The sequence below is a fragment of the Telluria sp. BA11 genome (assembly GCF_056680305.1).
This window is the reverse complement of the sequence record NZ_CM155275.1, coordinates 4,965,903-4,989,840: the sequence shown is the minus strand read 5'-3', so window position 1 is coordinate 4,989,840 and position 23,938 is coordinate 4,965,903. Positions and strand designations below refer to the sequence as shown.

Annotated in this window: 19 protein-coding genes and 2 tRNA genes; 6 read left to right on the top strand and 15 right to left on the bottom strand. The window is 64.1% G+C overall.

The features are described from left to right. Positions 1-58 precede the first annotated feature (58 nt). The 3 genes from AC1MGT_RS22080 to bcaP all read right to left on the bottom strand — a co-directional run bounded on the left by AC1MGT_RS22080 (position 59) and on the right by bcaP (position 3,758). Positions 59-1,513, bottom strand: a complete 1,455-nt coding sequence (locus AC1MGT_RS22080; RefSeq protein ID WP_499502116.1) for an iron-containing redox enzyme family protein — start codon at positions 1,511-1,513, stop codon at positions 59-61. A gap of 132 nt (positions 1,514-1,645) precedes the next feature. After that, entirely contained in the window at positions 1,646-2,260 is a 615-nt protein-coding gene (locus AC1MGT_RS22075) for an isochorismatase family protein (protein ID WP_499502115.1), read from the bottom strand. 97 nt (positions 2,261-2,357) lie between these two features. Next, the gene (gene bcaP / locus AC1MGT_RS22070; RefSeq protein ID WP_499502114.1) at positions 2,358-3,758 is read right to left on the bottom strand and encodes a branched-chain amino acid transporter BcaP; all 1,401 of its coding nucleotides are present in this window, start codon (positions 3,756-3,758) and stop codon (positions 2,358-2,360) included. Positions 3,759-4,210: 452 nt separating this feature from the next. On the opposite strand from bcaP, the gene AC1MGT_RS22065 reads away from it, so the two are divergent. Next, on the top strand, positions 4,211-6,184 hold the full coding sequence (locus AC1MGT_RS22065) for a diguanylate cyclase (RefSeq protein ID WP_499502113.1): 1,974 nt from the start codon (positions 4,211-4,213) through the stop codon (positions 6,182-6,184). A gap of 2 nt (positions 6,185-6,186) precedes the next feature. Here AC1MGT_RS22065 and AC1MGT_RS22060 read toward each other — a convergent pair whose 3' ends face one another. The 6 genes from AC1MGT_RS22060 to AC1MGT_RS22035 all read right to left on the bottom strand — a co-directional run bounded on the left by AC1MGT_RS22060 (position 6,187) and on the right by AC1MGT_RS22035 (position 10,870). Further along, positions 6,187-8,157, bottom strand: a complete 1,971-nt coding sequence (locus AC1MGT_RS22060) for an MHYT domain-containing protein (RefSeq protein ID WP_499502112.1) — start codon at positions 8,155-8,157, stop codon at positions 6,187-6,189. A 277-nt stretch (positions 8,158-8,434) separates the two neighbouring features. Next, positions 8,435-8,509 (bottom strand) — tRNA-Val (locus tag AC1MGT_RS22055). Positions 8,510-8,640: 131 nt separating this feature from the next. Next, positions 8,641-8,715, bottom strand: a tRNA-Val gene (locus tag AC1MGT_RS22050). A gap of 69 nt (positions 8,716-8,784) precedes the next feature. Further along, a complete protein-coding gene (gene dnaQ, locus AC1MGT_RS22045) occupies positions 8,785-9,486 on the bottom strand; it encodes a DNA polymerase III subunit epsilon (protein ID WP_499502110.1) in 702 nt (233 codons plus the stop codon). A 100-nt stretch (positions 9,487-9,586) separates the two neighbouring features. Continuing rightward, positions 9,587-10,063, bottom strand: coding sequence for a ribonuclease HI (gene rnhA / locus AC1MGT_RS22040; protein WP_499502109.1), 477 nt, complete (start codon positions 10,061-10,063; stop codon positions 9,587-9,589). Positions 10,064-10,081: 18 nt separating this feature from the next. Beyond that, positions 10,082-10,870: a class I SAM-dependent methyltransferase gene (locus tag AC1MGT_RS22035; protein ID WP_332532697.1), complete on the bottom strand. Its 789-nt coding sequence runs from the start codon at positions 10,868-10,870 to the stop codon at positions 10,082-10,084. Positions 10,871-10,896: 26 nt separating this feature from the next. Here AC1MGT_RS22035 and gloB point away from each other — a divergent pair, with 26 nt between their 5' ends. Further along, positions 10,897-11,697 (top strand): hydroxyacylglutathione hydrolase, encoded by an 801-nt coding sequence (gene gloB, locus AC1MGT_RS22030; protein ID WP_499504349.1) that lies wholly within the window; start codon positions 10,897-10,899, stop codon positions 11,695-11,697. Positions 11,698-11,704: 7 nt separating this feature from the next. Here gloB and aceB read toward each other — a convergent pair whose 3' ends face one another. Beyond that, positions 11,705-13,294, bottom strand: coding sequence for a malate synthase A (gene aceB / locus AC1MGT_RS22025; protein ID WP_499502108.1), 1,590 nt, complete (start codon positions 13,292-13,294; stop codon positions 11,705-11,707). 172 nt (positions 13,295-13,466) lie between these two features. On the opposite strand from aceB, the gene AC1MGT_RS22020 reads away from it, so the two are divergent. Continuing rightward, positions 13,467-14,372 carry a LysR family transcriptional regulator gene (locus tag AC1MGT_RS22020; RefSeq protein WP_499502107.1) on the top strand — a complete coding sequence of 302 codons (906 nt, stop codon included), beginning with the start codon at positions 13,467-13,469 and terminating at the stop codon, positions 14,370-14,372. 99 nt (positions 14,373-14,471) lie between these two features. On the opposite strand, the gene AC1MGT_RS22015 is transcribed toward AC1MGT_RS22020, so the two are convergent. From AC1MGT_RS22015 to upp, 3 genes are all read right to left on the bottom strand, one after another. Then, the gene (locus tag AC1MGT_RS22015; RefSeq protein WP_137176112.1) at positions 14,472-14,675 is read right to left on the bottom strand and encodes a cold-shock protein; all 204 of its coding nucleotides are present in this window, start codon (positions 14,673-14,675) and stop codon (positions 14,472-14,474) included. Between the two features lie 319 nt (positions 14,676-14,994). Then, entirely contained in the window at positions 14,995-15,366 is a 372-nt protein-coding gene (locus tag AC1MGT_RS22010; RefSeq protein ID WP_183552033.1) for an Hpt domain-containing protein, read from the bottom strand. 7 nt (positions 15,367-15,373) lie between these two features. After that, entirely contained in the window at positions 15,374-16,024 is a 651-nt protein-coding gene (upp, locus tag AC1MGT_RS22005) for a uracil phosphoribosyltransferase (protein ID WP_499502106.1), read from the bottom strand. Between the two features lie 513 nt (positions 16,025-16,537). On the opposite strand from upp, the gene AC1MGT_RS22000 reads away from it, so the two are divergent. Together AC1MGT_RS22000 and AC1MGT_RS21995 are read left to right on the top strand one after the other, a co-directional pair. Further along, positions 16,538-18,274 carry a putative bifunctional diguanylate cyclase/phosphodiesterase gene (locus tag AC1MGT_RS22000; RefSeq protein WP_499502105.1) on the top strand — a complete coding sequence of 579 codons (1,737 nt, stop codon included), beginning with the start codon at positions 16,538-16,540 and terminating at the stop codon, positions 18,272-18,274. Next, positions 18,271-19,764, top strand: a complete 1,494-nt coding sequence (locus AC1MGT_RS21995; protein WP_499502103.1) for an HDOD domain-containing protein — start codon at positions 18,271-18,273, stop codon at positions 19,762-19,764. Before AC1MGT_RS22000 ends, AC1MGT_RS21995 begins: the two co-directional genes overlap by 4 nt. Positions 19,765-19,788: 24 nt before the next feature. On the opposite strand, the gene aroC is transcribed toward AC1MGT_RS21995, so the two are convergent. Next, positions 19,789-20,883 (bottom strand): chorismate synthase, encoded by a 1,095-nt coding sequence (aroC, locus tag AC1MGT_RS21990; protein WP_499502102.1) that lies wholly within the window; start codon positions 20,881-20,883, stop codon positions 19,789-19,791. 216 nt (positions 20,884-21,099) lie between these two features. On the opposite strand from aroC, the gene AC1MGT_RS21985 reads away from it, so the two are divergent. Next, the gene (locus AC1MGT_RS21985; RefSeq protein WP_499502101.1) at positions 21,100-23,397 is read left to right on the top strand and encodes a GGDEF/EAL domain-containing response regulator; all 2,298 of its coding nucleotides are present in this window, start codon (positions 21,100-21,102) and stop codon (positions 23,395-23,397) included. 12 nt (positions 23,398-23,409) lie between these two features. Here the strand turns inward: AC1MGT_RS21985 and AC1MGT_RS21980 are convergent, their stop codons facing one another. Then, complete coding sequence (locus AC1MGT_RS21980) at positions 23,410-23,862, bottom strand: CBS domain-containing protein (protein WP_332532707.1); 453 nt, start codon at positions 23,860-23,862, stop codon at positions 23,410-23,412. Between the last annotated feature and the right edge of the window lie 76 nt (positions 23,863-23,938).

The following is a 23,938-nucleotide window of genomic DNA, read 5'->3' as shown; positions in this document are numbered from 1 at the left end:
CGACGGCCGGCACACGCTCTCTACGTGTACCGGCCGCTTTGTGCACTGTGCGGACGCCTCAGGCGTCGAACAGTTGCGTGTACATCCGGGTGGCCATCAGGCCCACCGTGGTGTGGTGCACTTGCGGCGACAGCAGGCGCGTCAGCAGCGCCATCGCTTCCTGCTTGCCGCTGCTGGAAGCAACCTGCTGTTCCAGCACACGCAGTTCGTTGCCCGTGTCCTGCGCATCGGCGCCAGTATGGCGGCGGATCAGGCCGCGCACCGGGAACGCGGTCCCGCGCTCGGTGCCCAGGCCATGCTGGTCGAGCGTGCGCTGACGCGCGCGGGCGGTCAGCACGCGCGGGCCGGCAGCCTGCCCGCCATCCGGGTGGCTCGTGATCCAGTCGCGCAGCACCTGCAGCTCGTAGGCATTGAACACACCGAACATCTCGGCGCGCTCGCCTTCGACCAGGCGCCAGAAGCGGCTGTGCTCGACCTCTTCACCGCGCTTGATCCAGCCAGCTTCTTCCAGGGCGGCCAGGAATGCAGGAATCTGCGCTGGCTCGGCCAGCCAGTCGTTGACCGAACGCCCTGCCACACGGCAATAGTCCGAGTGCATGTTCTTGCCGACGACGCTTTTCGCCGCCATGATGTCGACCAGTTCCTCTTGCAGATCGAACTCGCCGATCACCGACGTGGTGCTCGCGCCCAGCTCGTTGAGGCGGTAGCCGTTGACGACGCGCTGCCAGAAGGCATCGCGGTCGCCCACGCGTGGCATCAGGTCGTGGACCGACTGCACCGCCTTGCGGGCATGGCCGCTGCCAGCGTTGTCGACCGTCACGTGCAGCGTGAAGTAATACGGATCGATGCCCAGTTCGTTGAGCTCGTAGGACGTGATCAGCAGGTGCAGCGGCAATTGCTCGTAACCGAGGTTGTAGCCGATGATCTCCGGCAGGTAATGTTCGGCGTTGTGACCCAACGCCAGTTGCAGTGCGCCCTGCAGGAAGTGGCTGTCGCTCAAGCCTGCCCAGCTGTCGCAGCCATGCGTGGCCAGCAGCTTGCGGTACAGCGTCACGTGGTTCTTGTCCGGCAAGCCGTCACCCAGCTCTTCGAGATACGTCTTGATCAGCGGGTGGAATGCAACGTCGTCCCACTGGCGCACCAGGCCATACAGCCAGGCGCCGTCGACCAGCTTGGTCGGGGCCACGCCCTTGATGAAGTACAGCGCATGGGCGCGAGTGCTGAAGTAGCGGCGCGGCGCGCCATTCTTGCGCGCAGCCAGGTATTCGCGGTATTCCTGCCCGACGATGTCGGCGCGCTCTTCGATCCACGCCTGCAGGTCATTGATATTCGATGGCAGGTCGACGGGCAGCTCGCGCGCGAGCGCGAGCTGCCCGTCGACAAATGCCCTGGCGACGTCGGGCTGCGCTGCCGGATCGGCATACAGCGAGAAATACAGATTCCGCGCACCCTGCCCGGTAGGCAGTGGCGCGTGGTGGACGCCTGGCGCGTCGGCTAACAGCATTGGGCTCATGTCTCGATTCTTGAAATGCGTTCTATGGACGGTACCGCATTATCCGTGCTCAGGCATGTCGAGAGAATCGGTAGGCGTGCTGTCGGCCTGTAAGATAGGGATTACAAAAATATTATCGAGTGACGCAGTGACTTACGCTGCTGCGCCCAACGCCTGCTCTGGAACCAGACCACTGTTTGATAGTTGTACCGGCATTGCACCGGCATCGAGCATGCGCGCCAGGGCGCGTTCGCCATCACCCGTATTGACGTCCACGGCGCGTATTGCTTCCGTTGCGAGCAACACCTCGAACCCTGCCGCCAACGCATCGATCACCGTATTGAGCACGCAATAATCCGTCGCCAACCCGCACACGACCAGGCGCCGGATGCCGCCCTCACGCAGCGTGTCGGCCAGACCAGTACCGTTGAACGCCGAATAGGCATCGACGTCGACCGTGGTGGCTTTGGAGACGACCACGACGTCATCGAGATGCAACCCCTCGGCAAAGCGCGCACCATCGCTGCCTGCGACGCAGTGCACGGGCCACGGCCCGCCCTGGTCGGCAAACGAACAATGCAATGCAGGATGCCAGTCGCGCGACACGTACACCGGCAGCGCATGCGCGTGGTACAGGTCGATCAGGCGATTGATTGGGGCCAGCACGGCGTCGCCTTGCGGGACGCCCAGGCTGCCGCCGGGAAGGAAGTCGACCTGCGGGTCGACGATCAGGAGGGCGTCGCCCCCACCCAGCACGATGGCACTCATGGTTGTTTCCTTTGCTATTCGTTCACATGACGCCATGACGGCGTCGCCAACGAGAGCCTACCATGAAGCCCCCGCGCTGGCAGGGGCGCAAAACAGCTTACTGTGGCGTGTTATTCAGCAGCGAGTGCTTGCGTGCATAGCCAAAGTAGACGACCGCGCCGATGGTCAGCCAGATCGCAAACGCGACCCAGGTATGCCAGCTCAGGAACGACATCAGGACCAGGCAGAAGATGATCGCCAGGATCGGGATCAGCGGCACAGCCGGGCAACGGAACGCACGTGGCAGATCAGGACGCTTCTTGCGCAGCACGATCACGGCGATCGAGACCAGCGTGAACGCAGCCAGCGTGCCGATATTGACCAGCTCGGCCAGCACCGTCAGCGGCACCACGGCAGCGATCAGACCAAAGATGATGCCTACCAGCCAGGTTGCAAAGAATGGCGTGCCGTATTTCGGGTGCACTTTCGACAGGCGCGCCGGCATCAGGCCGTCGCGCGACATCGCGAACAGGATACGGGTCTGGCCATACGCCATCACCAGCATCACGGTGCTCATGCCCAGGATCGCAGCCAGGTCGACGAAGCCGGCAACCCAGTCTTCACCGGCCACCTGCAGCGCCAGCGACACCGGATGGTCGACGCCCTTGAAGTCCATGTGCGGCACGATACCGGTCATGATCGCAGCGACCACGACATACAGGATGGTGCAGATGATCAGCGAACCGATGATGCCGATTGGCAGGTCGCGGGCCGGGTTCTTGACTTCCTCGGCCGCCGACGTAACGGCGTCGAAGCCAATGAAGGCAAAGAACACCAGCGCGGCGGCGCTCATCACGCCCGTCATGCCGTATGGCATGTACGGCTGCCAGTTCTCCGGCTTGACGTGGCCCACACCGACAGCGATGAACAGCAGCACGACGCTGATCTTGATGATCACCATCACGTTGTTCAGGCGCGCTGATTCACGCATGCCGAGCGACAGCAGGAACGTGATGGCCATCATGATCAGGAACGCCGGCAGGTTGAACAGGGTCTCGACGCCAGGGCGCGCGCCAGGGGCGGCGGTCAGCGCATCAGGCAGCACCAGGCCGAAGCCCGACAGCAGCGACTGGAAATAACCCGACCAGCCGACCGCAACGGTCGAGGTGGCCAGGCCGTATTCGAGCAGCAAGTCCCAGCCGATCATCCAGGCGACGAATTCGCCCAGCGTGGCGTAGCTGTAGGTATAGATGGAACCGGCGACCGGGACGGTCGAGGCGAATTCGGCGTAGCACAGCGCGGCGAAGCAGCATGCCATGGCCGCGATGACGAACGACAGCGACAGGCCGGGGCCGGCCGTGACGGCGCCGGTGCCGGTCAGCACGAAGATACCGGTGCCGACGATGGCGCCGATGCCGAGCAGGATCAGGTCGGTCGGGCCGAGCACTTTCTTGAGGCCGCCCGGCTTGGCGCTTGCGGCGATCATCGCATCCAGATTCTTGGTTCTAAAAATACTCACTACGTGTTCTCCAATCAAATAATGGTGTGGTCCCGCGTCTTGTCATTACTGCGCCTGCCTGATGGGCGGGCGCACTCCCGGGATCCTGCCTGGTGGGCCGGCTTGCCTGACCTGAAACCGCCGCTGCTTGTACCTGTCATCTCCAGCTTTTTCGCAGGTGTGCCAATATAACCAGAATGTTGTCTCGAATCAAAGCAATCTGCTGAAACGGGTGCAATTTACGTGCCCGCTGGCAAATCCAAAGGAGCGTTGCGTAAACAGCGCGCCGGCATCGAGCGTCCTTGATTTCCCAAGTGCAACATTCGATAATGGGGGGTAGTCACCGCCCCAGCTCGTATGGGCCGCCTCCCGCCGTTTGGACACCGCTGTTCCCCGCCATGAATGTCACCCCAGGACACTTGATTACCGGTTTGCCCGCGCACGCGTCGAGGTGGCCCGGACTGCGGCCTGGAATGCGCCGCGCAATGGTGGCCGGCGGCTTCACCCTGGTGCTTGGCGGCGCCCTGGCAGCGCCCATCCAGACGTCGCGCCTCGACGACATTGCCGTCATCGCGGAAAAATATCATGCACAGGCCCGCACCCTGCTGGTGCAGGAAGGCCCGGCACTGATCGCCGGCGCGCCCTATGCGGTGCGGATCCGTTATCTGTTCCTGCTGCGCCGGGTGCAGGTCGATGGCGGCAATTACCGCGAAGCGTACGAGACCAACGAACAGATCATCAAGCTGGCCACGACTGCGCACGATCCGCGCAACCTGGCGCTGGCCAGCCTGGGCCGCGTGTATCGGCTGATTGAAAACAATGATCCCGCCGGCGCGCTGGGCTTGCTGGAAACGCTGGGCGCCCGCTACCGTGATCTCGACAGCCTGGAGTTCAAGGCCGGGTTCGATGCACTGCAGGGCGCCGCCTTCAGCACCGTCGGCCAGTACGATCGCGCGCTGCAGCGCTTCCTGCCCGCGCTCGAACTGGTCAACAACCATCCCGACCTGTGGAGCCCGCGCAAAGCCGACATCCTGCTGGCCATGGCGCGCATGTATGTCAATGCGCGCGATCCCGTGCGCGCGCTCGAGACGCTGCGCGAAGTACGCGCCAGCAAGGCAAGCCTGCCGCCGCGGCTGGATGCGGCGGCGTCGTTCCTTGAAGGCCGCGCGCTCATCACGCAAGGCCAGCCCGAAGCCGGCCTGGTCGCGCTCGAGCGGGCGCTCGGGCTGGCGCAAACGCATCAACTGCTGTCAGTCGAGGCCAATGTGCTGGGTAATATCGCCAACGCCTACCTCAAGCTGGGCCGCTACGGCCAGGCCGAAACAGCCGCGCGCGCCGCCTTGATCCCTGCCAGGGACAGCGAAGACAGGATCAGCCTGCAGATGGCGACAGCGAACCTGGGCTTTGCGCTGTTCGGCCAGCGGCGCTATCAGGAAGGCATGCGCCTGGTCGACGAGGTCAGCGCCGCCATGCGCCAGGCCGGCGCCCTGTCCACACTGGGGCGCATCCTGGACGAAAAAAGCCAGGCGCTGGAGCGGGCGGGCCGTTTCAAGGAGGCCCTCGCCACGCTGCGGGAGCGCGAAAAGGTCATGCAGCAACTGGCGCTGAATGACCGCAACAAGGCGATCTCGGCGTTGCAAGAGCAATTCAAGTCACGCGAGCGCGTTGCCCAGATCGACAGCCTGCGCCTGGAAAACGCCGCGAAGGATGCTGAACTGCGTCACCGCACGCTGGTCCAGACGGCCGCCTCGCTGGGTGCCGCGCTGGCGCTGCTGCTGTGCTCGGGCGTGCTATGGCTGTATCGCAAATCGGAACGCACGGGCCAGCGCCTGTCGGAATTGAACGCCGAACTGGCCCACTATTCGGCGCATGACCCGCTCACGGGACTGCACAACCGCCGCTCGTTCCAGGACCGCATGCGCAGCCGCACCGGGGAAGCGGCGCCGCAACCGGATGCCGCAGACTGCTTCACGCTGCTCGATATCGATCATTTCAAGCGCATCAACGACGACTACGGCCACGCCGCCGGCGACGCCGTGCTGGTCGAGGTGGGCAAGCGCCTGCGCGCCACGCTGCGCGAATCGGACATGGTGCTGCGCTGGGGCGGCGAAGAATTCCTCGTGTATTCGCAGGGCGTCACGCCGGCGCAGCGGCCACTGCTGGTGCAGCGCATCCTCGACGCGCTCGCCAGCGCGCCGGTGCTGCTGGCCGACGGCACGCTGCTGGCCATCAGTGCCACGGCCGGCGCCGTGGCACTCCCGTTTGCCGCGGGTGAGGATGAAGCGCCGGCGCCATCGATGGATTGGCAGCAAGCCATCGCCCTGGCCGATCGCGCCATGTACAAGGGTAAGGAAGCAGGCCGCAACCGCGCGTATATCGTGGCCGGCCTGCGCCGCCCGGAAGGCGCCCTGCAGCTTGACCTGGTGTTGCCGGGTGTAGCGGCCTGAACCTAAGCGAGCGGCACCGGTGCGCGACGCGCATTGACCGCCGCCACGGTCTGCAGCAGCGCCGCCGGCACCAGCGGCTTGGCGAGAAATTCATCGAACCCTGCCGCCAGGACTTTTTGCTCGTCTTCCTTGCGCGAAAACGCCGTGAGCGCGATCACCGGCACACTGGCGATCAGGCGATCCGGCAAGGCGCGCACCTTGCGGATGAAATCGAACCCATCGACAACCGGCATGCCGATGTCGCTGATGATCAGGTCGGGCCGATGCAGCGCGATCAGGCGCAGCGCTTCCTGGGCACCGGTGGCGGTCAGGATCCTGGCCTGGCTGGGCGCCAGCACCGCCTGCACCAGTTCGAGCGAGTCGAGCGCATCGTCGATCACCAGCACCGTCAAGCCCTGTAGCGCCAGCGCCGTCAGCGGCAACCCTGGCACAGGCACCGCTGCAGCAGGCGCCGGGGCACAGCTGCTTGCCAGCGGCATGCGCAGCGTGAAGGCCGCCCCCTGCCCTTCGCCCGCGCTGGCCACGCTCAGCGCGCCACCCTGCAGGTCGATCAGCTGGCGCGCAATTGCCAGGCCCAGGCCCAGGCCCCCATGACGCCGTGAAGACGATCCATCGGCCTGGCGGAACCGGTCGAACACAAATGGGAGGAACGCGGCCGGGATGCCAGCGCCGGTATCCTGCACCGTGATCTCACTGGCATCTTCCAGGGTACGCAGCGTCACGGTCACGACACCGCCCGGCTCGCTGAACTTGATGGCATTGGACAGCAGGTTCACCATCACCTGCTGCATGCGGCCGCCGTCGCCAAGAATGGGCCCGGCCCCGGCGTCGAGATCGCTGATCAGCGTTACCTGGCGCGCCAGAGCCGCGGGCCGCGTCGTGTCGAGCGCGGTGTTGATGAAGTCCTGGGGCTGCAGCGGCACGTTATCGATGCGCACCTTGCCGGCCAGCAGGCGGCTCATGTCGAGCATGTCTTCGATGAGTTCGGACTGCGCACGTGCATTGCGTTCGATCGTGCACAGACCGCGCTTGAGCGAAGCATCGTCGCGCCCGCCTTGCAGCAGCAATTGCGACCAGCCGAGCATGGCATTGAGCGGTGTGCGCAACTCATGCGACAGGGTGGCCAGGAAATCATCCTTCATCTGACTGACGTTTTCCGCATCGAGTCGCGCCTGCTGCTCGATCAGGAACAGCTTCTGGCGCTCGGCTGCGGCCACGAGCGAGGCGGCGATGGTCTGGTTGCGCTCTTCGAGACGTGCGTCGAAGATTGTCGCGAGCAGCGTGATGCTCAGTAACAGCACCGTCGTGATCGTCACCATCGCCGCCAGGTAATCCTGGTTGACGCCCACCAGTGCAGCGCCACAGATACTGCCCGGTGCGAAACGGGCGGCGGCCATGCCGGTGTAATGCATGCCGGCGATCGCGCCGCCCATGACGACGCTGGCCACCAGTTGCAGCGTGCCGCGCGAGCGAGCCCCCTCCTGCATGCGCATGCCGATCTGCAGCGCCAGCGCCGAAGCGCCGATCGCGATGGCGACCGACAGTCCGAACAGCCATGGCGAGTAGGTGATTGCAGGATGCATCTGCATGCTGGCCATGCCGGCGTAGTGCATGGCGTTGATGGCGAGTCCCATCAGCAGGGCTCCGGCGGCAAGATGCCGTGGCCGGACCGTGCGGTGCCGTACTTGCCAGAGCGCGAGGCCGGACGCGACGACCGGCAACAGCCACGAGACGAAGGTCGTCGTCGTGTCGAAGCCGATCGGCAGCGGGAGGCGGAACGCCTGCATCCCGACAAAGTGCATCGCCCAGATGCCGCTGCCCATGGCCATGGCCCCGCCAGTCACCCAGACATACCGTGCGCGTCCCCGCGCCTGCCTGACGCGCATGACCAGACTCAGGGCGGTGTACGACGCCAGTATGCCGACCAGGATCGAGACGACGACCAGCAAGGGTTGGTAATGCCCATTCACCATGAAAGCTTCGCTGCTTGAGTGTTTCGAATGCCCGCACGTGCTTGGACACAGCACATGCCGGGTGGTTGTACGACAAGTGTACAGGGCGAAACGAAGGGCGCGATTGAATTCAGACCGTCTCGCGGCCTGTTTAACCGCGTTTTTTTGACATTAACTCATGTCAAAAATGTGCGTGACGGTAAGCGGGCCGATTGGTCGTTGAGCAGCGCTGATCGGGGCACAATGCAAAAAGGCTTGCACAGTGAAGTGCAAGCCTTTTTTGGTCAACCATATTCGTTGGTGGGAAGTGCAAGTTTCGAACTTGCGACCCCTGCAGTGTGAATGCAGTGCTCTACCCCTGAGCTAACCTCCCAGCGAGGCCGTATTATGCCACAGCGGATAAATTATGCCAAATGGCAATCGACTGTGTGCATGCGAGCGGCGCACTGTACAACCGGCGCAGAAACGAACAAGGCCAGCATCTCTGCTGGCCTTGCAAATTCTTGGTGGGAAGTGCAAGTTTCGAACTTGCGACCCCTGCAGTGTGAATGCAGTGCTCTACCCCTGAGCTAACCTCCCGAAGCGAGGCATATTATGGCACAGAATTTTCTTGGCGTCACCCCTGCGCAGCGTAATCAGCTCACATCATCAGGCCCCGTAAGTCCGCCAGACGCAGTTGCCCTTCACACTTTTATCCAGGCCAGCCAGCACCGTATCGTGCTCGGCCAGTTCATCGCTGCTGGCCGTCACGACGATAATCTCGCCCAGCGGGACGATTTCGAGCGCCTCGCCATCGTTGCTGGTTTCTTCTTCCACATCCATGGTCAGCGAATTCTGGCCGCGCGTCATCGCCAGATACACATCGGCCAGCAACTCCGAGTCGAGCAGCGCGCCGTGCAGCTTGCGGTGCGCATTCGAGATGTCGTAGCGGTCGCACAGCGCGTCGAGCGAGTTGCGCTTGCCAGGATGCAGCTCTTTCGCCTGCACCAGCGTGTCGATGACGCCGTCGCAATACTGGACGAACGGCGGCAGGCCCATACGCGTGAATTCGGCGTTCAAAAAACCCAGGTCGAACGGCGCGTTGTGGATGATGACCTGGGCGCCCTGGATGAAGTCACGCAGTTCGTGCGCGATTTCGTGGAACTTCGGTTTGTCGCTCAGGAACTCGGTGGTCAGGCCGTGCACAGCCAGTGCGCCCTCGTCCGACTCGCGTTCGGGATTGATGTAGCAGTGGTAATTATTGCCGGTCAGCTTGCGGTTGAAAATTTCAACGCAGCCGACTTCGATGACGCGGTCGCCGGTGCGGGGGTTCAGGCCTGTGGTTTCGGTATCGAGAACGATCTGACGCATGGTGCAATTCTTCAAAGTGGGTGCGGGCGCAGTATAACAACTGCGGCGGCGTGCTGCGCAGCGCGGGCCGCGGGCCGCGGGACTCGGGACGCGGGACTGACTACCGCCGTACCGATGCGGCGCCCTTGTTGGCCAACACGTCGGCCCGCTCGTTGCCAGGGTGGCCATTGTGGCCGCGCACCCAGCGCCATTCGACGGCGTGCTGCTGCTGGGCCAGGTCGAGGGCCTTCCACAGGTCTTCGTTTTTCACGGGCTCTTTCGCGGCCGTCTTCCAGCCACGCGCCTTCCAGCCATGGATCCACTCGGAAATGCCTTTCTGGACGTACTGGCTGTCGGTGTGCAGCACGACCTCGCATGGCCGGTTCAGCACGCCCAGCGCCTCGATCACGGCGCGCAATTCCATACGGTTATTGGTAGTGTTGGGTTCGCCGCCGAAGATTTCCTTTTCGTGCCCGTTCGACACCAGGAGCGCGCCCCAGCCGCCCGTGCCCGGATTGCCCTTGCAGGCGCCGTCGCTGAAAATCTCGACCCGGGTCGGGTTGGTATGGTTGTTCGTTTCGCTTTTTGCGTCGTGCATTGTTTCGCTCATGCCCTGCTATTCACTTTCAATTCGTTCAATCCGGTTTGCCGCCGGCACTGCCGCCGGTCGCTTGCTGGTTTTCTTGTTCCATGCGGGGCCAATCAGATGCATCCCCTTGACGCGCTTGATCGCATGCACGACGTAGACGGCGCCAAGATACGGCCACCAACGGCCGCCGGCCGATTCCATCATCGCGAACCGACTGAGCCAATGAGCGGTGCGGCATGGTGGTGCGTAACAGCCGAAATGGCTGCGCGTGGCGCTCAGGTTGAGCAATTTTAGCCAGTCTTTCAGGCGCGGCATAGAAATGAATTCGCCCGTGTCCGGCAAGTAGCCATTGCGAGTGACACGCCCGATGCCCTGACGCATGCCCCACAAGCTGGCCGGATTGAAGCCGCAGATGATGACCTGTCCTTCCGGGATCAGGATGCGCTCGACTTCGCGCAACACCTGGTGCGGCTCTGCAGCGAACTCGAGCACGTGCGGCAGCACGACCAGATCGATGCTGCTCGACGCAAACGGCAGCTCGGCGAAGTCGGCCGCGGCAGCGATCTGGCGGCCGTTTGAGGCGAACGCAAGCTCGTCCGCATTGGACGTGCGCGTGGCCACCTGCCACCGGTTGGGCATGCGGCTGGCGGCCAGCGCATCGAGCTGCGGCACGCCGATCTGCAGCGCGTTGTAGCCGAAAATATCGGCCGTCAATTCTTCGAGGCAGGCCTGTTCGAACGCGCGCACGTACGCGCCAGCTGGCGATTGGAGCCAGTTGTCGAGCGCTATAATGGATTTCTCGGCAGCGCTATCCATGCCACCTCTTGACCATACACATGACCATGACACCTCCACGGCAGCCGGCCCTGTCGGTACTGACAGTGCCGGCCTTCAAAGACAATTACCTCTGGCTGGTTCACGACGGCACACATGCAGCCATCGTCGATCCGGGCGACGCAGCACCGGTGCGCGCGGCGCTGGCCGCGCACGACCTGCGCCTGACTGCCATTCTACTCACCCATCATCATGCTGACCATATCGGTGGCGTGCCCGCCCTGCTGGCCGAATGGGATGTGCCGGTCTTCGGCCCGAAGAACGACGGCATCGATGTCGTGACGCACCCGTTGACGCAGGGCGATCGCATTACCGTGCCGGGTATTAGTCTAGCGCTCGATGTGCTGGATGTACCGGGCCATACGCTGGGGCACATCGCCTATGTGCGCCGCGGCGCGGACGCGCCCTGGCTGTTCTGCGGTGACACGTTGTTTGGCGCCGGTTGCGGACGCCTGTTCGAAGGCACGCCGGCGCAGATGGATGCGTCGCTGGCGCAACTGGCGGCGCTGCCGGATGAGACGCTGGTGTATTGCGCGCATGAATACACGATGTCGAACCTGGCGTTTGCGCAGGCCGTGGATGGCGGCAACACGGCGCTTGCTGCGCGCGTGGAAGCTGATGGGGCCAGCCGCGCCGCCGGCCAGCCGACCATCCCCTCGACCATTGCGCTGGAAAAAGCCACCAACCCATTCCTGCGCACGACGAGCGCGCCGATCGTGCGCAGCCTGATTGCCGCAGGGCGTGTGGCTGAAGGTGCAGCGCCGCTCGAAGTGTTTACGGCGCTGCGGGCGTGGAAGAATACGTTCTGACGCGGCGTCAGATTTCTTCGTACAGCGGCAGCGTCAAAAATTCCGCGAACGCGTCCGCCGTCGACATCTCTTCAAAGATGGTGGCGGCGCGCTCGTAGCTCGCATGCGTGCCATCGGCCGCCACCAGCTTCACTTTTTCCAGTTCTTCCGGAATCATCGCGCGCACCATGTCGGCCGTGACCTTGCGGCCGTCTTCCAGCACGCCCTTGGCGGACCGGATCCACTGCCACACCTGCGAGCGGCTGATTTCGGCCGTCGCGGCGTCTTCCATCAGATTGTGGATCGGCACGCAGCCATTGCCTGCCAGCCAGGCGCCCAGATAATGGATGCCGACGTTGATGTTGTAGCGCAGGCCGGCTTCCGTGATCGGCGCTTCCGGCTTGAAGTCAAGCAATTGCGCGGCGGTCACGACAACATCGGGGCGCTGCTTGTCGAACTGGTTCGGCCGCTCGCCCAGCACCTTGGTGAATTCTTCCATCGCCAGACCCACCAGCCCCGGATGCGCGACCCAGCCGCCGTCGTAGCCATCGGTCGCATCGCGCGCCTTGTCGTTGCGCACGCCGCCCATTGCGATCTCGTTTTTCTCCGGATCGTTCTTGATCGGAATCAGCGCAGCCATGCCGCCGATGGCCGGCGCGCCCCGTGCGTGGCAGGTCTTGAGCAGCAGCAGCGCGTAAGCGCGCATGAACGGCGCCGTCATCGTCACTTTGGCGCGGTCGGCCAGGCAGAAATCGCTGTCGCGCTTGAACTTCTTGATGCACGAGAAGATGTAATCCCAGCGGCCCGCATTCAGGCCGGCGCTGTGCTCGCGCAGTTCGTACAGGATTTCGTCCATCTCGAACGCGGCCAGGATGGTCTCGATCAGCACCGTCGCCTTGATCGTCCCTTGTGGAATGCCGAGCAGGTCTTGCGTCATGACGAAGATGTCGTTCCACAGCCGCGCTTCCAGGTGCGACTCGAGCTTGGGCAGGTAGAAATACGGGCCGGCGCCCCGTGCCAGCAATTCTTTCGCGTTATGGACCATGTACAGTGCAAAATCGAAGATGCCGCCCGAGACGCGCTTGCCGTCGACCAGCACGTGTTTTTCATCGAGATGCCAGCCGCGCGGGCGCACCAGCAGCGTGGCGACCTTGTCATTGAGCCGGTACGACTTGCCGTTCTGCTCGAGCGAAATGGTCTTGCGGATCGCGTCGAACAGATTGATCTGGCCGCTGATCTGGTTATCCCAGTTGGGCGTGTTCGAGTCCTCGAAGTCGGTCATGTAGCTGTCGGCGCCCGAGTTCAGCGCGTTGATGACCATCTTGCGCTCCACCGGCCCCGTGATCTCGACCCGGCGGCAATGCAGTGCGGCCGGAATTGGCGCGATGCGCCAGTCGCCGTCGCGGATCGCCGCGGTCTCGGGCAAAAAATCCGGACGTTCGCCGGCGTCCAGGCGCGCTGCCCGCTCGGCGCGCGCGGCCAGCAAGGCCTGGCGCCGCGGCTCGAATGCGCGCGTCAGCGTGGCCACCAGCGCCAGCGCCTCCGGCGTCAGGATCTGCTCGTAGGCCGGCTGGATCGCGCCGGAAATTTCCATGCCTTGGGGGATGCTGAGGGACATATTGACTCCTGAAAATGAATGAAAATCACGTGCGACGCTGCGCCGGGACGGGCCCTGCTTGGCGTTCCTGTTGGCATCCAGTATATTCACCCGCGTAACGCTAAACGAGACAAATACGCACTTCATCTGTGTGTTTTTGTATTAAATCAAACTACACAACAGGACCGTTTGCATGAGCAAGTTCACCCAGATGGCAACCTTTGTCGAGGTCGTGGCGCGCGGCAGCCTGTCGGGCGCGGCGCGCGCCGAGGGCATTGCACCGGCGATGATCGGGCGCCGGCTCGACGCGCTGGAGGCGCGATTGGGCGTCAAGCTGCTGCGCCGGACCACGCGCAAGCTCGTGCTGACCGACGAGGGCGTGGCGTTTCTGGAGGATTGCCAGCGCATCCTGGCCGAGGTCAACGAGGCCGAATCGGCGATCTCGGAGCGCAGCGGCCGTGCGTCAGGCCACCTGACGGTATCGGCCCCGGCCGGCTTCGGCCGCCAGCACGTCGCGCCGCTGCTGCCCTCGTTCCTGGCCGAGCACCGCGACGTCACGGTCAACCTGAACCTGAACGACCGCGTCATCGACCTGATCGGCGATGGCGTCGACGTGGCCATCCGGATCGCCCGCCTGGGCGACTCGAACCTGGTGGGCGTGAAGCTGGCCGACAATGGGCGCGTGCTGGTCGCCGCGCCCGCTTACCTGAAGCGCCATGGCATGCCGCGCACACCGGGCGACCTGGCGCGCCATAACTGTCTGGCAATCAGCAGCGAAGGCAGCCAGCGAGGCTGGACTTTTCTCGAGAACGGCAAACCCGTCACGCACAAAGTCAGCGGGAACATGGTGTGCAACGACGGCGCCGTACTGCACGCCTGGGCGCTGGCCGGCAAGGGCCTGGCGTGGCGCTCGATGTGGGAAGTGGGCGAACAGATCGCCAGTGGCGAACTGTGCACTGTGCTGGACGAGTTCGCGGCGCCCGGCAATGACATCCACGCCGTGTTCGCGCAGCGCCGCCACCTGCCGCTGCGTATCCGCGCCTTCGTCGACTTCCTGCGCCGCAGTTACGCGGCGCCCGACTACTGGCGCCAACGTTGACGCCTCACCCTCTGCGAAGAAGGGTAGCAACAAAAGGTATGGACGAAAAAAATCCCCGGCAGTTCCGGGGATTTTGGTCTCGCAACGCCTGTTAGGCGATTACAGAGGCTGGATGTTCGAGGCTTGCTTGCCCTTAGGGCCGGTGGTCACGTCGAACGAGACGCGCTGGTTTTCCTGCAGCGACTTGAAGCCGTTGCTCTGGATAGCCGAGAAGTGCGCGAACAGATCTTCGCCGCCTTCATCAGGGGTGATGAAGCCGAAGCCCTTCGAGTCATTGAACCATTTAACGATGCCAGTTGCCATTACAATTTCCTATTTCGGTTAGTTGGGCTTGCGCCCGTTTTAGATCGTTTGAAGAAGCAAGAAAGAAATGACAGACAGACTGCACTACTACCTCGAACCCAACGATCCCACATTATACCGAATATTTCTCGCGCATGCCCTATTCGTTGAATAAAAATACGTAAGTAGCCCTACGATTCCTAATGTCAATAAATTTGACAGCACGATTTTTTAATCCGGTATGCAGCAAAGAATAGAGGCAAGGACGTTTGATTTGTTTGCGCTTAATCAAATTCCGGTCTGCTCGACAATTGCGCGCGCGACTTGCGCTGCCCGTGTTTCAGGTCAGCGCCTTGGGGTCGCGCAGGGCGGCGGCTATGTAGTCGTCGAGCTCGGCGCGCCAGGCTTGCCATTCGCCCGCGGCGACGGCATCGAATGCACGCAGCACGCGCAGGCGCTGTTCGAGCAGGCGCGCGTGATGGCCCAGGCCGCGAAACCCGAAGGTCGCCGCTGAACCTGCCAGCGTGTGAAGCATTGCCTGCAGCTCGCCCGCCGGCCCGGCGGGGTCGAACCCGGGTGCGCCGGCCGGCGCGAGCTCTTGCGACAACTGCGCCAGGCGCCCGAACGTGGATGGCAGGCGCGCCGCGAACTTGTCGTTCAGTTCGGCCAGGCGGGCGAAGAATTGCTGATCAGCCGGCTGCGTCATGGTCATGCCGGCCTTACTTGGTGCCAAAGATACGGTCACCCGCATCGCCCAGGCCCGGGATGATGTAGGCGTGTTCGTTCAAGTGCGAGTCCAGCGAAGCGACGTAGACCTTGACGTCCGGATGCGCATCCTGCACCACCTGGATCCCTTCGGGCGCGGCGACCAGCGCCAGGAACAGGATCTGCTCGTCCGGCACGCCGCGCTTTTTCAGCACGTCGATCGCGTGCACCGCCGAGTTGCCAGTGGCAATCATCGGATCGCACAGGATGAACGTGCGATCGGTCGTGTCCGGCAAGCGGACCATGTACTCGACCGGCTCATGCGTGTCGGGATCGCGGAACACCCCGATGTGGCCGACGCGCGCCGACGGCACCAGTTCGAGCAGGCCGTCGCTCATGCCGATGCCGGCGCGCAGGATCGGCACCACCGCCAGCTTCTTGCCGGCGATGACCGGCGCATCGATCGTCACCAGCGGCGTGCGGATCTGGCGCGTCGTCAGCGGCAGGTCGCGCGTGATCTCGTAGCCCATCAGCAGCGTGATTTCGCGCAGCAGTTCGCGGAACGTGCGCGTCGACGTGTCGTGCTCGCGCATGTGCGACAGCTTGTGCAGGATCAGCGGGTGGTTCAGGATAAAAAGGTTCGGAAAGCGCGGATCTTGGTTCATGGCGGGGCTCGACACGGTCGATGAAGCTTGTAAGCCAGCATTATCACAGGCACAACGTGGTTTGTCCCGGCCCTGGCCGAAATAATTCTTGGTCGACGCTCCCAACGCGCAGTCGCTGACGCTCTGCAGCGGCCTGCCTGCCGGCCGTCGTGCCTCCTTCCCCGGCGCACTGAATCACGCAAGCGCCCTGCTCCAACGCATGAATGTGTCACGATGACACAAATATGGTTGCATTAAGGCACTAAATTGAGCGATAGATATTTTCTACTCAGCAATAATCGGCGACAATACACAGGTGGCAGGCGAGCGTGTGACAACCTTGGCAGTTGCGCGCCTCAGCGCCCGGACGTGCGCAGGCGCAGACATGGAAGCGAACGCACCGTACGTTGCTCATTCTGATGCAGTACGGAATTTTTCAGTGATAGACTCGTTCCTGGTTTGTTGCCCGGCACGGATAACAAGATGATATCGGCATGGCTTGAACATGCTGCGACACGAGAGCCCTGACCGACCATGCTGACCCCACCTTCCGCAGCTTCCCATCCGCCGACGGCGCACCTGCCACCGGCGACGCTGCTCGACGGTCTGCTGGAAAGTGCGGGCGACGCCGTGTTCCGGGTCGCGCCCTGCGGAACGATCCGCGCGGCGGGCACCCGTGCCCAGCGCCTGCACGGGTATGCGCCCGGCTGTTCGCTGGTCTCGCTCGTGCACGACGTCGACCAGGCAGCCTTGCGCCACGCACTGGACGGCGCCGCGACAGCGCGCGAAGCGGCGCTGGTCGAGGCGCGCTTTCGCAGCGGCGAGCGTGACATCTGGTTCGAACTGCGCATTGCCCAACTGACGACGGGCGACGATGCGCAAATCCTCGTGATCGGGCGCGACATGTCGGCGCAGCACGCGACCGAGGAGCGGCTGCGTCACATGGCGACCCACGACGCGCTGACCGAATTGCCGAACCGCCTGCTGCTGGCCGACCGCATCCGCGTGGTGATTTCAAATGCGCGTCGGTCGGGCCAGGGTTTCTCGGTCGTCGCGATCGGCATGGACGGGTTCAAGAAAGTCAACGATGGCCTGGGCCACCCGCTGGGCGACGCCGTACTGCAGATGGCCGCGACGCGCCTGCGCCGGGTCTTGCGCGACAGCGACACGCTGGCGCGCGTCGGTGGCGATGAATTCGTCGCCGTGCTGCCCGGCACCTTCACCGACGCCCAGATCAAGCTCGTCACCGGGCGCCTGATGGCCACGTTGCAATCGCCGTTCGAGACGGGTGGCCACACGATCTACCTGGGCGCCTCGATTGGCGTGACGGTATACCCGGACCACGCCGAAGACGAAGTGCGCCTGGTAACGCTGGCCGACGCCGCGCTGTCGCGCGCGAAGGAAACCGGCAAGGGCCGCACGGTCGTCTACAGCCCGCGCGACCAGGGCCCGCCCGAGCACGACATCTCGCTCGAGGCGGCCATGTTCAAGGCCGTGCGCGAAGGCGAGTTCCTGCTCTACTACCAGCCGATCGTCGACGCCCGCACGAAGGTCATCGAAGGCTTCGAGACGCTGATGCGCTGGAAGCACCCGACGCTCGGCATGGTGCCGCCGGTGCGCTTCATCCCGATCGCCGAAAACAACGGCCTGATCAACCTTCTGGGCGCCTGGGCGCTGAAGGCGGCGTGCATGCAGATCCGCCAGTTTCAGGAAGTGGCGGGCCGCGAGCTGTACATCTCGGTCAACATCAGCCCGCGCCAGTTCCGCAGCGACCGCTTCCTGTCGGTGCTCGACGACGCGCTGGCGATGTCCGGCGCCCAGGGCCACCAGCTGGTGCTCGAAATCACCGAAGGCACGCTGATGGTCGACCCGGTCCACGCCGAAGCGGTCATGGAAAAAATGGTCGAGCGCAACGTACGCATTGCGATCGACGATTTCGGCACCGGCTACTCGTCGCTGGCGTACCTGAAGCGCTTCCCGATTTCGGTGCTCAAGATCGACCGTGCATTCGTCAAGGACCTGCCCGGCTCGCACAAGGACGCGGCCATCTGCAAGGTCGTGCTCGACCTGGCCCGCCACCTGAGCCTGGCCGTCGTGGCCGAAGGCGTCGAGACCGAAGACCAGCTGTCCTGGCTGGACGAACAGGGTTGCCACTATGTCCAGGGTTACCTGACGGGCAAGCCGATGCCGGCCAACGTGGCCGTCACGGCCCTCAAGGAAAACCTCTATACCGCTCTACTGCCGGCCGACACCCGGACAGGGAAACCATGACCACACCAATCACCACCGCGCGCTCGGCGAAAGCGCAAGCCACTCTCGCCCTGCTGTGGGAACGCATCCGCCGCCAGGGCGACATGCCCGGCTTTACCAAGGCCATCAATGCCATCCTGGCGTCGATGCGCGGCGAGGACGAACGCGATTTCTCGATGACGCAGACCGTGTTGTCCGACCCCGTGCTGACCCAGAAGGTCCTGCGCCTGGCCAACAGCAGCATGTACGCGGCGTTCGGCCAGCACGTCAATACGATTTCCAAGGCCGTGCTGGTGCTCGGCACCGAAAGCATCGGCCACCTGGCGCTGGGACTGAAACTGATCGAAGAACTTGGCCGCAGCACGCCGGACACCGAGATCGCGCACATCGAGATGGAAAAAGCCGTGCTGGCCGGGATGGTGGCGCAGCAACTGGCCAGCGGCGCGCAGGTGCGTAATCCCGAAGAAGCCGTGGTCTGCTCGATCCTGCACTCGCTGGGCCGCATGATGGTCACGTTCTACATGCCCGAGCGCTGGACCCTGATCCAGGCCAGCGCGGCCGGCGGCGACGACACGGCAGCGGCCCGTGACGTGCTTGGTCTGCACCTCGAAGAGCTCGGCCGCGCCACCGCCGCCCATTGGGGCCTGCCCGGCAACCTGGTGGCCGGCATGCGCCGCGTCGAACCGGGAGAACGGGGCGAACGCTTCGAGCACGATGACTGGCTGGCGGCGCTGGGCACGATGTCGACCCGCACCGCCGATGCGCTGTGGGCGGACGATGACGCCGGTGCCGACAAGGTGGCCGAACTGGCCGAGCAGTTTGCACCGATGCTGGGCATCTCGCCGGCGGGCATCCTGGCATCGATCGACAAGGCCCGGATCGAAGCGGCGGCCGATTTGTCGATCGCGCCGCTGGCCCGGCCGGCCGAGAAACGCGCGCGCCTGGCCGCAGCCAGGCGCGACCGCATTGCCGGCAACCAGATCCTGATGGGCGGCGTGGCCGACATGCGCGACGCGGGCCTGAACGCGACCGCCGGCCAGATGATGTCGCTGGCACTGGAAACGATGCACGAGGGGCTGTCATTCTCGCGCTCGTTTGCGTTCGTGCGCAACCGGCGCGAAGGACGCTACACGGCGCGCCTGGCGCTTGGCGAAACCGCCAAGGCCCTGCAGCCGGATCTGACCTTCGACGACACCTACGAGGCGAACGTGTTCCACGCCGCGCTGGCAAGCGACCGCGTGATCTTCATCGAGAATGCGCACGACGCCAAGTTCGCGGCCAAGCTGCCGGGTTGGTGGAAAGACACGCTGTCGGAGGCGCGCTGCTTCATCGTGATTCCGCTGTGCGCGCACGGCCAGCCGGCCGGCTTCATTTATGGCGACTGGGACGACACCTATCCGCAGGTGATCCTGAGCCAGACAGAATTTGCGCTGCTCAACGACTTGCGCACGCTGGTCGTGCGCACGGTCGAGCGCCGCCATCAGATGGACGTGATCGCGACCCGCGCCTGAGCGCGCCGCTGCAGTCCACGACGGTTACGTCAAGCGGGGCGTGGCGACCTTCACATCGCCGCACTGCGCGCGGTGCATCAAGGCGTGATCGATCAGCACCAGCGCCAGCATCGCCTCGGCAATGGGTGTGGCGCGAATACCCACGCACGGGTCGTGGCGACCGAAGGTTTCCACCAGCGCCGGATTGCCTTCCTTGTCGATCGAGCGGCGTGGCACGCGGATCGACGAGGTCGGCTTGATCGCGAGCGACACCGTGATGTCCTGCCCCGTCGAAATCCCACCCAGCACCCCACCGGCATGGTTGCCGACAAACCCTTCTTGCGTCAGCTCGTCGCCGTGCTCGGAACCGCGCTGCGCCACCGAGGCAAACCCGGCGCCGATTTCGACGCCCTTGACGGCATTGATGCCCATCATCGCGTAGGCGATATCGGCGTCGAGCTTGTCGTAGATCGGCTGGCCCCAGCCCACCGGCACGCCCCGCGCGACGACGTCGATGCGCGCGCCAATGGAATCGCCATCGCGGCGCAGCTGATCCATGGCATCTTCCATGCGCGCCAGCAGCGCGGCGTCGCCCGTCGCAGCGAAGAACGGATTGGCGTGCACGTGCTCCCAGCCGTCAAACGGTACGTCGATGTCGCCCAGCGCGCGCATGCAGCCCAGGAATTCGGTCCCATACTGCTCGCGCAGCCACTTTCTGGCGACGGCGCCGGCGCCCACCACCGGCGCCGTCAGGCGCGCCGACGAACGCCCACCGCCGCGCGGATCGCGCACGCCGTACTTGTGCCAGTAGGTGTAGTCGGCATGGCCGGGACGGAAGCTCTCGGCGATATTGCCGTAATCCTTGCTGCGCTGGTCTTCGTTGCGGATCAGCAGCGCGATCGGGGTGCCCGTCGTGACGCCCTGGTAGACGCCGGACAGGATCTCGACGCGATCAGGCTCCTGGCGCTGCGTGACGTGGCGCGACGTGCCCGGCTTGCGGCGGTCGAGGTCGGCCTGGATATCGGCTTCGGTCAGTGCCATGCCGGGTGGGCAGCCATCGATGACGCAACCGATCGCGGGACCGTGCGACTCGCCGAAAGTGGTAACGGAAAACAGCTTGCCAAATGTATTGCCGGACATGGATATGAGGGAGTGCGATTTGATCGAAAGATCATTTTAACAGGCGATCCGGCAAGCAGAAACCGACAATCTGCAATCCACTCTCGCCAAAATGTTTCTATCAGGATATATTTACCAAGTTATATTCTCTTTTAAGCAACTGCCGGTTTCCTTTCCAATTTACAAATGCCTATATACTTGACGTATACATGCCAAGCCTCCCTGGAGACGTAGCACATGCCAGCTTCGACGCCGCCCTCCGATCCAACGCAGGATGACCCCGTGACAGATGACCTCGTTTTTGCCGACGAAGTCGACGCCGTCGACGACAGCAGACGGCCGCCGTGGCGCATCCTGGTCGTCGACGATGACGCCGATGTCCATTCGACGACCACCTTTGCGCTGGACAACGTCGTCATGCAAGGCCGTCCGCTGGCTTTCCTGCACGCCTACTCGGCCACGCAAGCCTTCACGCTGCTGGGTCGGGAAAGCGATATCGCCGTCATTCTGCTGGACGTCGTGATGGAGCGCGCCGACGCCGGCCTGCAACTGGTGCGCCGCATCCGCGACGAACTGGGCTTGCGTGACGTGCGCATCATTCTGCGCACTGGCCAGCCGGGTTACGCGCCCGAGATGGAGGCGATCCGCGGCTACGACATCAACGATTACCGCACCAAGTCGGAACTGACCCGCACCAAGCTCTACACCGCAGTGGCTGCCGCCATCCGCTCGTACGAGCAACTCTGCGCACTCGAAGCGAACCGGGTCGGCATGGAGCGCATCGTCGCCGCCTGCGCGCAACTGATGGCGCTGCACGGCGTGCGCGACGTGGCGTATGGCATCCTGGCCCAGGCTGCCGGCCTGGTCGGGCAGCCGGTCGATGGCATATTGTGCACGCGGGAGTTTGGCGATGGCACCGGAACCGGCGCCTTCGGCCCGCTGTGCGTGGTCGCCGCCAGCGGCGACAGCCGCGATCTCGAAGGCTGTGAACTCGGCGCGCAGTACGACGATCCGTACGTGACCCGGCTCGCGCTGGCCGCCGAGCGCACGCTGGCCCAGCGCGGGTGCACGACCGACGACGGCATGCTGACCTTGTTCTTCCCTGGCAAAGCCGGGCGTGATTTCGTGGCTTGCCTGCCGCTCGAACGCGCGATCAGCGACGTCGAGACGCGCCTGCTACAGGTGTTTTGCAGCATGGTGGCCGTCAGCCTGGACAATTGCGAACTGGTGACCGACCTGAACAAGTCGGCGTTCCACGATCCGCTCACCGGCCTGCCCAACCGCACGCGCATGATCGAACTGATCGATGCCACGCTCGCTGCCGGGGCCGACAACGAAGCCGTGCTGGCGCTGGTCGACATCGACCACTTTGCCGAAACCAACGACGCGCTCGGGCACCGCTTCGGCGACCTGCTGCTGGCCGCCGTCGCCCGGCGACTGTGCACGTGCCTGGCGCCGGGCCTCGCACCTTCGCTGCATATCGGGCGCATCGGCGGCGACATTTTCAGCGTGCTGGGCAGTGCCGAGGTGGTCCGCCCGGCCGCGTTGCAGACGCTGTTTCTCGACGCGTTCCACATCGACGGCCAGGACGTGCAGGTGTCGTCGACACTGGGCCTCGTCCGCCTGCGCGAACACGACGGCAGCGGCGCCGATGCACTCAAGGATGGCGACATCGCGCTCAAGCGCGCCAAGCTGCAGCAGCGCACTGGCCACTGTTATTTTTCGCGCAGCATGGGCGTCGAAATTCGCGAGCGGGTGCGCATGATGCATGCGCTGCGCAGCGGCTTCCAGCGCGGCGAACTGTTCCTCGATTACCAGCCGCAGATCGATCTGGCCAGTAACCGCGCTGTTGGCGCCGAGGCGTTGCTGCGCTGGCGCCAGCCGGACGGCGGGTTGGTCTCGCCCGACCGCTTCATCCCGATTGCCGAATATTCAGGCCTGATCGTCGAGATCGGCGAATGGGTGCTGCGCCAGGCCTGCACCGAACTGCTGCGCCTGCGCGCGGCCGGCCACACGGCATTTACGATGTCAGTCAATGTCTCTCAGGTCCAGCTGCGGCATCCACACTTTCTCGACATGCTGCGCCGCGCGCTCGACGATACGGGCGCACCGCCCGACTTCATCGAGCTGGAAATCACGGAATCGATGGCCATGGAAGAGCCGGCTGCGCTCGTCGAAAAGCTGGCACACGTCAAGCGCACCGGCGTGTCGATCGCGATCGACGATTTCGGCACCGGGTTTTCATCGCTGTCGCACCTGCAGCGACTGCAGGTGGACCGGCTCAAGATCGACCGCACGTTCGTCACCGAGATTACCGGCTCGGCGCGCGGCAGCAGCATCGCGCAGATGGTGGTGCAGCTGGGCCGCAACCTGGGCCTGTCGGTGATTGCAGAAGGGGTCGAAGACGAGCGCCAGGCGCAGATCCTGCGCGATCTCGGTTGTCCGCTGGCCCAGGGCTTTCTGTATTCGCGGCCGTTGTCGCCGGAGGCGCTGCTGGCCTGGCTGGCCGATGAGTCGGTCACGCGCGCGGCGTGACCGTTGGCGTGGTCAGTCCGGGGCGTTCTGCTCGGCTGGCCAGTCGCGGATATAGGCCTTGAGCATGCGGTTCTCAAAACTTTGCGCTTCCAGCACCGCGCGCGCCACGTCGTAGAACGAGATCACGCCCAGCAACGTGCGCGCGTCCATCACCGGCAGGTAGCGCGCATGCTTTTCGAGCATGATGCGGCGCACCTCGTTGACCTCGGTGTCCGGCGTGACGGTGATCGGGCTGTCGTCCATGTGACGGCGCACCGTGCCGGCGCCCACCGCGCCGCCATTGGCGTGCAGCGTCTTGAGCACTTCGCGGAACGTCAGCATGCCCACCAGGTCGCCGTATTCCATCACGACGAGCGAGCCGATATCGTTCTCGGACATCGTGGTTACGGCCTCGACCAGGGGCTGGTCGGGCGTCACGGTGTACAGGATATTGCCTTTCACTTGCAGGATTTCCGAAACTTTCATGCTGGCCACCCCCGCGCGGTCAATACTGCTGTTGGATAAATTTGTATAAGGCATAACGCCGACTGTAGCCTATGCC

What these genes read in the sequence shown, in the direction of transcription:
- AC1MGT_RS22080 (WP_499502116.1), bottom strand. Translation starts at nt 1,513, where the DNA reads ATGAGCCCAATGCTGTTAGCCGACGCGCCAGGCGTCCACCACGCGCCA.
- AC1MGT_RS22075 (WP_499502115.1), bottom strand. Translation starts at nt 2,260, where the DNA reads ATGAGTGCCATCGTGCTGGGTGGGGGCGACGCCCTCCTGATCGTCGAC.
- AC1MGT_RS22065 (WP_499502113.1), top strand. Translation starts at nt 4,211, where the DNA reads ATGCGCCGCGCAATGGTGGCCGGCGGCTTCACCCTGGTGCTTGGCGGC.
- AC1MGT_RS22060 (WP_499502112.1), bottom strand. Translation starts at nt 8,157, where the DNA reads ATGGTGAATGGGCATTACCAACCCTTGCTGGTCGTCGTCTCGATCCTG.
- dnaQ (WP_499502110.1), bottom strand. Translation starts at nt 9,486, where the DNA reads ATGCGTCAGATCGTTCTCGATACCGAAACCACAGGCCTGAACCCCCGC.
- rnhA (WP_499502109.1), bottom strand. Translation starts at nt 10,063, where the DNA reads ATGCACGACGCAAAAAGCGAAACGAACAACCATACCAACCCGACCCGG.
- AC1MGT_RS22035 (WP_332532697.1), bottom strand. Translation starts at nt 10,870, where the DNA reads ATGGATAGCGCTGCCGAGAAATCCATTATAGCGCTCGACAACTGGCTC.
- gloB (WP_499504349.1), top strand. Translation starts at nt 10,897, where the DNA reads ATGACACCTCCACGGCAGCCGGCCCTGTCGGTACTGACAGTGCCGGCC.
- aceB (WP_499502108.1), bottom strand. Translation starts at nt 13,294, where the DNA reads ATGTCCCTCAGCATCCCCCAAGGCATGGAAATTTCCGGCGCGATCCAG.
- AC1MGT_RS22020 (WP_499502107.1), top strand. Translation starts at nt 13,467, where the DNA reads ATGAGCAAGTTCACCCAGATGGCAACCTTTGTCGAGGTCGTGGCGCGC.
- AC1MGT_RS22015 (WP_137176112.1), bottom strand. Translation starts at nt 14,675, where the DNA reads ATGGCAACTGGCATCGTTAAATGGTTCAATGACTCGAAGGGCTTCGGC.
- AC1MGT_RS22010 (WP_183552033.1), bottom strand. Translation starts at nt 15,366, where the DNA reads ATGACCATGACGCAGCCGGCTGATCAGCAATTCTTCGCCCGCCTGGCC.
- upp (WP_499502106.1), bottom strand. Translation starts at nt 16,024, where the DNA reads ATGAACCAAGATCCGCGCTTTCCGAACCTTTTTATCCTGAACCACCCG.
- AC1MGT_RS22000 (WP_499502105.1), top strand. Translation starts at nt 16,538, where the DNA reads ATGCTGACCCCACCTTCCGCAGCTTCCCATCCGCCGACGGCGCACCTG.
- AC1MGT_RS21995 (WP_499502103.1), top strand. Translation starts at nt 18,271, where the DNA reads ATGACCACACCAATCACCACCGCGCGCTCGGCGAAAGCGCAAGCCACT.
- aroC (WP_499502102.1), bottom strand. Translation starts at nt 20,883, where the DNA reads ATGTCCGGCAATACATTTGGCAAGCTGTTTTCCGTTACCACTTTCGGC.
- AC1MGT_RS21985 (WP_499502101.1), top strand. Translation starts at nt 21,100, where the DNA reads ATGCCAGCTTCGACGCCGCCCTCCGATCCAACGCAGGATGACCCCGTG.
- AC1MGT_RS21980 (WP_332532707.1), bottom strand. Translation starts at nt 23,862, where the DNA reads ATGAAAGTTTCGGAAATCCTGCAAGTGAAAGGCAATATCCTGTACACC.